Below are 10,820 nucleotides of genomic sequence, written 5' to 3'. Positions count from 1 at the left end.
GGGCTGGTCTGTTTTGGCGGTATATTTTTGTGTGTAGATTTGGTTGCGGGGAGAGGATTTGAACCTCTGACCTTCAGGTTATGAGCCTGACGAGCTACCGGGCTGCTCCACCCCGCGACACTTTTGTTGGCCTGCTGCCTTGCGGTTGCTTGAGGCCGGTGCGGCCTCGCGCCTGACGGCTGTTTGAGGCCTGGGTGTTTCATCGTTTTGAGAGATACGTATTCTCGGGGCTTATCAGGTTTGGCGATGACCTACTCTCCCACGTCTTGAGACGCAGTACCATTGGCGCGACGGCACTTAACGGCCGGGTTCGGGATGGGACCGGGTGTTTTGCTCGTGCTGTGATCACCAAACCGGGAAAGCCCCGGTATTTTGCGCTACCGCCTATTCGGCTACTTGAGCGCGTTATGCGTTCAAGGCCGTAAGACAGAGGCAAATTCCAAGTCAAGTTACTGATATATGTGTGTGTAGTTTGCTTTGATCGTGACCAGTTTGACAAATCTGTCTGTTACTGGATCAAATCAAGCCTATCGGACCATTAGTACCGGTCAACTGAATGCATTACTGCACTTACATCTCCGGCCTATCGACGTGGTGGTCTACCACGGTCCTCAGGGATACCTTGTTTTGAGGGGGGCTTCCCGCTTAGATGCCTTCAGCGGTTATCCTGTCCGATCATAGCTACCCTGCACTGCTGCTGGCGCAACAACAGGTCCACCAGTGGATCGTTCACCCCGGTCCTCTCGTACTAGGGGCAACTCCTCTCAAGTATCCTACACCCACGGCAGATAGGGACCGAACTGTCTCACGACGTTCTAAACCCAGCTCACGTACCTCTTTAAACGGCGAACAGCCGTACCCTTGGGACCTGCTCCAGCCCCAGGATGAGATGAGCCGACATCGAGGTGCCAAACACTGCCGTCGATATGGACTCTTGGGCAGTATCAGCCTGTTATCCCCGGCGTACCTTTTATCCGTTGAGCGATGGCCCTTCCACTCGGGACCACCGGATCACTATGACCGACTTTCGTCTCTGCTCGTCTTGTCAGACTTGCAGTCAGGCTGGCTTCTGCCATTGCACTCAACGACCGATTTCCGACCGGTCTGAGCCAACCATCGCGCGCCTCCGTTACTCTTTAGGAGGCGACCGCCCCAGTCAAACTACCCGCCACGCAGGGTCCCGGATCCGGATAACGGACCGCGGTTAGACATCAAGAATGCAAAGGGTGGTATCTCAAGGGAGGCTCCACGCAAACTGGCGTTCGCGCTTCAAAGCCCACCACCTATCCTGCACATTGCAGTCCTGATGCCAGTGCGAAGCTGTAGTAAAGGTGCACGGGGTCTTTCCGTCTAACCGCGGGAAGCCTGCATCTTGACAGGCAATTCAATTTCGCTGAGTCGATGTTGGAGACAGCGGGGAAGTCGTTACGCCATTCGTGCAGGTCGGAACTTACCCGACAAGGAATTTCGCTACCTTAGGACCGTTATAGTTACGGCCGCCGTTTACCTGGGCTTCAATTCAAGGCTCTCACCTCTCCTTTTAACCTTCAGGCACCGGGCAGGCGTCAGACCCTATACGTCGTCTTGCGACTTCGCAGAGCCCTGTGTTTTTAGTAAACAGTCGCCACCCCCTGGTTTGTGCCCCCAGCCCCTAGTTGCCTAGGAACCGGGCCTCCTTCTCGCGAACTTACGGAGGTATTTTGCCGAGTTCCTTCAACATCGTTCTCTCAAGCGCCTTGGTATTCTCTACCAGTCCACCTGTGTCGGTTTAGGGTACGGTCTGATGGAGGGCTATTTCCAGGGACCAATAAGCAGCCCATTCAATCCGATAAGAATGAACTACCCTCTTGATCCGTCACATCCTCCTGGCCCACGAATATTAACGTGGTTCCCATCGGCTACGCATTTCTGCCTCGCCTTAGGGGCCGGCTTACCCTGCTCAGATTAGCTTTAAGCAGGAACCCTTGGACTTTCGGCGAGAGTGTCTCTCACACTCTTTGTCGCTACTCATGTCATCATTCTCGCTAGTGATCTCTCCACCGGATCGCTCACGCGCCGGCTTCACAGAAAGAACCCGTTCCTCCAAGGCGATCCGAAGATCGCTAAAGAGGAGAGGTCCTATGTCACACTACGCTCTGCTACCATGCCTTACGGCATCCTAAGCTTCGGCTCATGGCTTGAGCCCCGTTACATCTTCGCCGCAGGACAACTTGTTTAGACCAGTGAGCTGTTACGCTATCTTTAAAGGATGGCTGCTTCTAAGCCAACCTCCTGGTTGTTTTGGTCGTCCCACCTGCTTTCCCACTTAGCCATGAATTGGGGGCCTTAGCTGTAGGTCAGGGTTGTTTCCCTCTCCACTACGGACGTTAGCATCCGCAGTGTGTCTGCCATCTAGTACTCCCGGGTATTCGGAGTTTGGTTAGGATCAGTAAGCCTGTGGGGCCCCATTACCCATCCAGTGCTCTACCCCCCGGGGTATTCGGATGACGCTCTACCTAAATAGATTTCGCAGAGAACCAGCTATCTCCGAGTTTGATTGGCCTTTCACCCCTAGGCACAACTCATCCCGACCTTTTTCAACAGGTGTGGGTTCGGACCTCCAGTAAGTGTTACCTTACCTTCATCCTGGTCATGCCTAGATCACTCGGTTTCGGGTCTAATGCATCTAACTCAGTCGCCCTATTAAGACTCGCTTTCGCTGCGCCTACACCTAACGGCTTAAGCTTGCTAGATACACTAAGTCGATGACCCATTATACAAAAGGTACGCCGTCACAAGACTGGACACTAATAATAATCTCGATGCTACCGCGTCGGAATGGACACCCGCAGGTGCACCGTCTCGACACCGGGGTTCTCGTCGTAAATCCCCGCGTTCGACCGATGGTCGAAGCCGAGACCGAACCGCCATCCCCGGCGGTTTTCCCAGCCGGCCTCGATGCCCGAGCGGAACACGATGGGCCCGCCCAGATCAAGACCGTCACCGGCCCGGTAAAGGCCGGTCATCGCATGCAGCTCGGCATAGAACGGGGTCGATCCGAAGCTCTGCCTGTAGGTCTGGCCGAAGCCGACCCAAGCCTCACCCTTGTCGCCGATGCTGAGCCCCACAGCCTGGCCGAACGGCCCGATGCGGTGTCCCAGATCGTAGCGCAGGTAAGCCTCGCCACCCGTCTCTGCCCGGCGTTCAAGAACCTGCCCGCCCGAGATCGCAACGCGGGGCGCTGTCTCGGTCCGGCCGACGCAGCCCGTCTCCGTGCCGCAATAGTTCAATCCCATATCCGCCAGCCCTGCGACCAGCATGAGAATTGCAAAGGTTCCGTCTGCCATCTTCGTCTCCCGGTTTCCGGGATCAGAGGTGCATCAGATTGTCATTAGAGTCCAGTCAAGCTCCGACTGATTGTAGGCGTTCGGTTTCAGGTACTGTTTCACTCCCCTCGTCGGGGTGCTTTTCACCTTTCCCTCACGGTACTGGTTCGCTATCGGTCAGTAAGGAGTACTTAGCCTTCGAAGGTGGTCCTCCGATCTTCAGACAGAATTTCACGTGTTCCGCCCTACTTAATACGTCTGATCATGCTTCATATACGGGACTGTCACCCACTCTGGTTGGCCATTCCATGCCATTCTATTCACACTCACAGCTCGGCTGGTCCCCGTTCGCTCGCCGCTACTAGGGGAGTATCAATTGATGTCCTTTCCTCCGGGTACTTAGATGTTTCAGTTCCCCGGGTTTGCTCTTAAAACCCTATGTATTCAGGTCTCAAGTACCTGGTCATGCACATTATAAACAACCGAAGTTATTATAATGAACATTCAGGTGGGTTCCCCCATTCGGAAATTCATGGATCAAAGCCTATTCTCGGCTCCCCATGACTTATCGCAGAGTATCACGTCCTTCATCGCCTCTTACTGCCAAGGCATCCACCAAACGCCCTTCTCGCGCTTGATTTGATCCAGAAAGAGACAGATTCGCTTGCGCTACCGCCTATTCGGCTACTTGAGCGCGGTTAAACACCAGGCAGCCAGCCGTATCGCAATATGTGCAAATGCTCTTTCCGATCAAAAGCAAACTATCCCATGCTGATCATTGATCAGCATCAGTTAGTGTACTTGACTTGGACAACGCTGTTCTTTTCGATCCGGGATACACAGGCTGGAGTGAGGAAGCATTCCAGAATGTGCCTTCTGCCGAAGCAGAACCAAACCGAGGTCAATCCCATACTCGGGTGACCAAACAGTGTTGATATTTGTATCTCTCTAAACGATGTCAAAGGCTTTCCGAAGAAAGCCAACGTCCGATTGGACGGTTAAACACTCAGACAGTGCTTAACGATCTAATCGACCGGGTCAGAACAATGTCATCTCGCACGCACCTGGCTGCGCCACGTGCTTTCGCTCGCCGTCACCTCGCGTCGCGATGTGACGTTGGTGGAGCCTAGGAGGATCGAACTCCTGACCTCCTGAATGCAAATCAGGCGCTCTCCCAGCTGAGCTAAGGCCCCTTTGATGATCCGCCTGCGGATCATCAAAGGGGCCGTAAACCCGACAGGTGATTCCGAAGGAAATCACCGAGAGGGGAAAGACCCTGCGATCCGCTTGTGGTTCAGCCGTGTCGCAGGTGCTTGGCCATGCCAAGCACTGCCGCGACCGTCATTTTCGCCTCCGGCGAAGATGACGTTGGTGGGTCGAGGAGGACTTGAACCTCCGACCTCACGCTTATCAGGCGTGCGCTCTAACCACCTGAGCTACCGACCCAAGTTGATATTGCCTGCTGGCAAATATCGACGGGCCGGCGGCCCGCTTGTTCTGTCTGAAGAGATATGAGGACGGTCGGGTTCAAGCTCTTGAGGAGCTGATATTGCTTCCGCTTATGTCCTACCGCCTTGCGGCTACTTGAGGACTGGAAGCTGCTAAGTGTTTCACGATCAGGAGCAAGCTCTTGATACCAGAAACATCCTTAGAAAGGAGGTGATCCAGCCGCAGGTTCCCCTACGGCTACCTTGTTACGACTTCACCCCAGTCGCTGAGCTCACCGTGGTCCGCTGCCTCCTCGAAAGGTTGGCGCACGGCCTTCGGGTGAACCCAACTCCCATGGTGTGACGGGCGGTGTGTACAAGGCCCGGGAACGTATTCACCGCGTCATGCTGTTACGCGATTACTAGCGATTCCGACTTCATGCCGTCGAGTTGCAGACGACAATCCGAACTGAGACAGTTTTTTGGGATTAACCCATTGTCACTGCCATTGTAGCACGTGTGTAGCCCAACCCGTAAGGGCCATGAGGACTTGACGTCATCCACACCTTCCTCCCGCTTATCACGGGCAGTTTCCATAGAGTGCCCAGCCGAACTGCTGGCAACTAGGGATGTGGGTTGCGCTCGTTGCCGGACTTAACCGAACATCTCACGACACGAGCTGACGACAGCCATGCAGCACCTGTCACTCAGTCCCCGAAGGGAACCATCGATCTCTCGATGTAGCTGAGGATGTCAAGGGTTGGTAAGGTTCTGCGCGTTGCTTCGAATTAAACCACATGCTCCACCGCTTGTGCGGGCCCCCGTCAATTCCTTTGAGTTTTAATCTTGCGACCGTACTCCCCAGGCGGAATGCTTAATCCGTTAGGTGTGTCACCGAATAGCATGCTACCCGACGACTGGCATTCATCGTTTACGGTGTGGACTACCAGGGTATCTAATCCTGTTTGCTCCCCACACTTTCGCACCTCAGCGTCAGTATCGAGCCAGTGAGCCGCCTTCGCCACTGGTGTTCCTCCGAATATCTACGAATTTCACCTCTACACTCGGAATTCCACTCACCTCTCTCGAACTCAAGACCAGGAGTTTTGGAGGCAGTTCCGGGGTTGAGCCCCGGGATTTCACCCCCAACTTTCTGATCCGCCTACGTGCGCTTTACGCCCAGTAATTCCGAACAACGCTAACCCCCTCCGTATTACCGCGGCTGCTGGCACGGAGTTAGCCGGGGTTTCTTTACCAGATACTGTCATTATCATCTCTGGCGAAAGAGCTTTACGACCCTAAGGCCTTCATCACTCACGCGGCATGGCTGGATCAGGCTTGCGCCCATTGTCCAAGATTCCCCACTGCTGCCTCCCGTAGGAGTCTGGGCCGTGTCTCAGTCCCAGTGTTGCTGATCATCCTCTAAAACCAGCTATAGATCGTAGACTTGGTAGGCCGTTACCCCACCAACTATCTAATCTAACGCGGGCCGATCCTTCACCGATAAATCTTTCCCCCGAAGGGCGTATGCGGTATTACTCACCGTTTCCAGTGGCTATTCCGCAGTGAAGGGCACGTTCCCACGCGTTACTAACCCGTCCGCCGCTAGCTCCGAAGAGCTCGCTCGACTTGCATGTGTTAGGCCTGCCGCCAGCGTTCGTTCTGAGCCAGGATCAAACTCTCAAGTTGAAACGCTGTCACCAGCGTATCCTTGACGTTCGAACCTCTGCACATCTTCAATACTTCAGGTCCGCTTTGGGGGCAGAACCCTATGTCCACCCGGCTAAGGATTGGACACGTATTGAAAGTCATCTGTTTGATTGTGCTTCTGGTTTCCTAAAGAAACCGAAAGCCGCTCAAACAGTGAAGCTGACACTGGATCATCGGGTCGAAACCCTACCAGCGTTGATATACAGACGTCGTTCGTCGAAACGAACCAAACCGCCCACATATCTCTTCAGATACCATCAATTTCAAACAGCGTAGAGACAAAAACCAACCGGATGCGCCCTAACTTCTTGGCGCGCCCGCCCGTCATTCCCTCAAAATCTTCCGCCTCGTCTGCGTCAGCGTCTCGTTGCCTCGTCGCCGCCGCCCCGTCTGGCGTCCCGTTGTGCGCCTCAGCGCCGCCGGTGAGGGGGCTTTTACGTATACCCACACAAACCCGCAAGCGCTTTTTCACTCAAATCCAAAACTTTCTAACACAAATACAAAAAATGACACAAAATCATAAGGTTACGATGTCATTTTTTCTGCGCTTTCTTGCTTGGGCGCGGATTTTGCCGCCTGCCGGAAGGCCTCTCGGAGGCGGCGATTCCGACTCGAACGGCCTATCCACAGGCTTACCCACAGTTCCGGGCCCTATAGCCCCCGATTCAGCCCCGTGACTCGGCCGAGTCACCCCCTTCGGAATCAAAAACGGCCCCGAAAGGAGCCGTTGCCGAGTCGAATCTCCGGATGTGACCGACGCGCGCCCTGGAATCGCGCCCGCCGGACCCCGCAGGTTATTCCGCCGCCTTGGCCGTCAGCTTCCGGAGCGCGCCGGTCATCGGATCGGTCACCTCGGAGGGCAAGGCGCCATCGGCCAGATCGGCGAGCCGTTCGGCGGGCGCCTCATAGGCCAGCCAAGTGCCGCCCTGGCGGTCTTCATAGACCAGAACCTTGAGCGGCAGGGCCAGCCCGGCTTCGCGGGCCTCGACCATCGCCGGCGTGCCGACCTCGGGGTTGCCGAAGATCAGCAATTCGGATGCGCCGATGTCCTGGCCCACCTTCTGCGCCCCTGCCCCGTGATCGACGCGGGCAAAGAGCGTGGCCCCGGCCGCTTCGATCGCCTGGGCCAGCGCCTCGGCGGCTTCGGCCACGGATTTGCCGGTGGCGACCTTCACGGTCTCGGCGCCGGCGCCGGTGGCGGCCAGAAAGGGCAAGGCGAGGATGAGGGAACGCAACATGGGTCTCTCCAATATGTCTATGGCGCCGGTCAGGCCGCGCTGCGCCGGCCGATGCGGCGACGCAGCTTGCCGGGTTCGATCCGGAGCGCGAGCAGTCCGAGGATAACGCCGAGATAGAGCAATGGTTCCAGTTGCAGCCCCTTGGCCAGCATCAGGTAATGCACACCGCCCAGCAACACCGCCAGATAGGTCAGCTTGTGCAGCTTGCGCCAGCGCGGCCCCAGGCGGCGCACCGACCAGTTGTTCGATGTCAGCGCCAGAGGCACCAACAGGACAAAGCCCGCCATGCCGATGGTGATATAGGGGCGTTTGACGATATCGGCCCAGATCTGCGACAGGATCTGCACGTCGAGTACCAGCCAGGTCAGCAGGTGCAGCGCCACGTAGAAAAAGGCCATGAGGCCGATGGCGCGACGAAACCGGATCAGGTTGAGCCCGGCGAACCGCCGCAGCGGCGTCACCGCCAGCCCGACGATCAGCAATTGCAGGGCAAATTCGCCAAGCTCCTGCTCGAGCGCCTTGATCGGCTCGGCGCCAAGCCCGCCGGTCAGGCCGAGATAGAGGAACCAGAACGCCGGCAGCGGCAGCACGATATAGAGCAGCCACGCCGGCACCCGGCGCAACGCCGTATTGAGGGAATCGACCATCAGATGAACTTTCGCAGATCCATGCCTTCATAGAGGCTGGCCACTTCTTCTTCGTAGCCGTTGAACATCAGCGTCGGGATCTTGCGCGCAAACAGCCCGCCGCCGATCCGCCGTTCGCTGGCCTGGGACCAGCGCGGATGGTCCACCTCGGGGTTCACGTTGCTGTAGAACCCATATTCGCGGCCATTGGCAATGTTCCAGCTTGTCGGCGGCTCCTGATCGGTCAGGGTGATGCGCACCACCGACTTGATCGACTTGAAGCCGTATTTCCACGGCACCACCAGCCGCAGCGGTGCGCCGTTCTGATTGGGGATGTCGCGACCATAGATGCCGGTGGCCATGATGGTGAGCGGATGCATCGCCTCGTCCAGCCGCAACCCCTCGACATAAGGCCACTCCAGCACCGGATATTTCTGGCCCCACATCTCGTCCGGGCGATAGAGCGTCTCGAAGGCCACGTATTTCGCGCCCGATTGCACCCCGGCCAGGTTCAGCAGGTCGGCCAGCTCGAAGCCGTTCCAGGGCACCACCATCGACCAGGCCTCGACGCAGCGAAAGCGATAGATGCGCTCTTCGACGGTCATCCGGGCCATGATGTCCTCGAAGGCAAACTCGCCGGGATTGTCGACCATGCCATCGATTTTCACGCTCCACGGATCGGTGGTGAGCGCATGGGCATTGCGCGCCGGGTCATCCTTGCCGGTGCCGAATTCGTAGAAGTTGTTGTAGGTGGTGATGTCGTCCCATTCATTGGGCTCGAGCGCATCCTCCTGCGCCATCGCCGGGCCGGCGAGGCCGGCGAGGCCGATGCCGGCGGCCCCTCCCATGAGCTGCCGCCGATTAAGGTAGACGGTTTCCGGCGTGACGTCGGTCTCGGTCAGCGTGTTCTTCCAGCGATTGGCCATGTCGTTCCCTTTGGTTTGTCGCGCAGGGTCCGAGTGCAGGCGCCCCGCTTAGCCTTCTATCTAGCGGCCGTCGGGGTCTGGACAAAACCACGCTTGCTCAACTCTGCGTGGCCTTTCTGTAACGTTTGGCGCCCCGGGGTGCCCGGGCTCAGCCATTGAGCTCGGCCACGATGGCCTGGGCCGCGGCGCGCGGATCGCCGGCCTGCCAGACCGGGCGGCCGACGACGATGTGATCGGCGCCGCTGGCCACCGCCGCACCGGGGGTGACGATGCGCTTCTGGTCGCCGGCCGCCGCACCGGCGGGGCGGATGCCGGGGGTGACGATCAGCCGGCCCTGCGCCTCGGGCAGGCCGCGGATCATCGCGGCTTCCTGCGCCGAGGCGATCACCCCGTCGGCGCCCGCCTCCAGCGCGCGGGCGGCGCGGGTGGCGACGATGTCATGAATGTCGCCCGGCGCAATTAGCCCGTCATCGAGATCGTCGCGATCAAGCGAAGTGAGGATCGTCACCGCGAGAATTTTCAGTTCCTTGCCGGCGGCACCCTCCTTGGCGGCGCGCACCACATGCGGATCGCCGTGCACGGTCAGGAAATCGAGATCGAACTGCGCCAGCCCGCGCACCGCGGCCTCGACCGTGGCGCCGATGTCGAACAGCTTCATATCGAGAAAGATGCGCTTGCCCTGTTCCGCCTTCAGCTCGTTGGCCAGCGCCATGCCGCCGCCGGTGAGCATGCCCAGCCCGATCTTGTAGAACGAAACGCTGTCCCCCAGCTTTTCGGCCAGTGCCAGCCCGGCCACGGCATTCGGCACGTCGAGGGCAACGATCAGGCGGTCATCAGAGGGGGGAAGGGTCATGGCGCAGCTCCGTTGGGCAGGGTCGCGCCTTGTTGGCCGAGTGGCCGCAGGAGGTCAAGCCTCGCGCATACGCACGCGCGCGGGCGCGTGGTTCTACCGCGCTACCGAGGTCACGGACCTGCACGCCATCGGCATACGCACGCGCGCGGGCGCGTGGTTCTACAGATGTAGCTCAGTGCCGCGTGAGGATCTGCTCGAGGTAATTGGGCCGGGCGTCGAGGATGCGGCGGGAGATATCCTCCTGCCGGTCCGGCAGGGGCGTGGCCACACGGCGACGGACCAGCCGGCATTCTGCCGGGCGGTGCCGGCGCCGGGCGCGGGCCACCAATGCCGCCTGCACCTCGTCGGTGTCACTGTCGATGGGGGCGGGGCATTCAACCGAATAGGTGAAGCTCTCGGTGCCCTCCATCAGGGTGACATGCGCCTCGAAACAACCGGTTTCGGCATTGTGGCGGGCGTCGGTGATACGGGTCTTGAACGGCATGCTCCTGCCTCCATCTGTCTGCTCGCGGGGCGTGACCCCTGGCAAGAAAACCCGGCAGGTCCGGGGTTTGTTCCCGCCCACCCCCGGCGCGCCCTGCCCCGCGCCTGGCTCCGGGGCTGTCGGGCGCGGCGCCGCAGAGGCCCCGGCGGACCCATCGGTGCGGGCTGGCAAAGCCTGCACCCGCAGGCTTGAAATGCCGGGCGCCGTGCCCATTTTTCTGTCATAAGGCCCACAAGGGGATGTGCCGCCAA

5 protein-coding genes, 3 tRNA genes and 3 rRNA genes are annotated in these 10,820 nt (G+C 58.6%); all 11 read right to left on the bottom strand.

What is annotated here, in order from left to right:
• Positions 1–40: 40 nt before the first annotated feature.
• Positions 41–117: transfer RNA gene (locus tag BMW90_RS13190), tRNA-Met, on the bottom strand.
• A gap of 121 nt (positions 118–238) precedes the next feature.
• A 5S ribosomal RNA gene (rrf, locus tag BMW90_RS13185) occupies positions 239–353 on the bottom strand.
• A gap of 164 nt (positions 354–517) precedes the next feature.
• Positions 518–3,945 (bottom strand): 23S ribosomal RNA (locus BMW90_RS13180).
• Positions 3,946–4,422: 477 nt separating this feature from the next.
• A tRNA-Ala gene (locus BMW90_RS13175) sits at positions 4,423–4,498 on the bottom strand.
• A gap of 176 nt (positions 4,499–4,674) precedes the next feature.
• Positions 4,675–4,751 (bottom strand) — tRNA-Ile (locus tag BMW90_RS13170).
• A gap of 206 nt (positions 4,752–4,957) precedes the next feature.
• Positions 4,958–6,421: ribosomal RNA gene (locus tag BMW90_RS13165) — 16S ribosomal RNA — on the bottom strand.
• Together the 16S, 23S and 5S rRNA genes with 3 tRNA genes alongside form the textbook arrangement of a ribosomal RNA operon.
• An 815-nt stretch (positions 6,422–7,236) precedes the next feature.
• The gene (locus BMW90_RS13160) at positions 7,237–7,680 is read right to left on the bottom strand and encodes a DUF302 domain-containing protein (RefSeq protein WP_048529542.1); all 444 of its coding nucleotides are present in this window, start codon (positions 7,678–7,680) and stop codon (positions 7,237–7,239) included.
• 29 nt (positions 7,681–7,709) lie between these two features.
• Positions 7,710–8,327, bottom strand: coding sequence for a protein-methionine-sulfoxide reductase heme-binding subunit MsrQ (msrQ, locus tag BMW90_RS13155; protein WP_074837018.1), 618 nt, complete (start codon positions 8,325–8,327; stop codon positions 7,710–7,712).
• The gene (msrP, locus tag BMW90_RS13150; RefSeq protein ID WP_074837017.1) at positions 8,327–9,232 is read right to left on the bottom strand and encodes a protein-methionine-sulfoxide reductase catalytic subunit MsrP; all 906 of its coding nucleotides are present in this window, start codon (positions 9,230–9,232) and stop codon (positions 8,327–8,329) included. Before msrP ends, msrQ begins: the two co-directional genes overlap by 1 nt.
• Positions 9,233–9,380: 148 nt before the next feature.
• Positions 9,381–10,085 carry an orotidine-5'-phosphate decarboxylase gene (gene pyrF / locus BMW90_RS13145; RefSeq protein ID WP_074837016.1) on the bottom strand — a complete coding sequence of 235 codons (705 nt, stop codon included), beginning with the start codon at positions 10,083–10,085 and terminating at the stop codon, positions 9,381–9,383.
• Positions 10,086–10,257: 172 nt separating this feature from the next.
• The gene (locus BMW90_RS13140; protein WP_074837015.1) at positions 10,258–10,569 is read right to left on the bottom strand and encodes a hypothetical protein; all 312 of its coding nucleotides are present in this window, start codon (positions 10,567–10,569) and stop codon (positions 10,258–10,260) included.
• Positions 10,570–10,820: the final 251 nt, after the last annotated feature.

Source organism: Marinovum algicola (assembly GCF_900109145.1).
GTDB classification, from domain to species: domain Bacteria; phylum Pseudomonadota; class Alphaproteobacteria; order Rhodobacterales; family Rhodobacteraceae; genus Marinovum; species Marinovum algicola.
The sequence above is the reverse complement of the archived record's forward strand: the minus strand, read 5'-3'. Positions and strand labels throughout refer to the sequence as shown.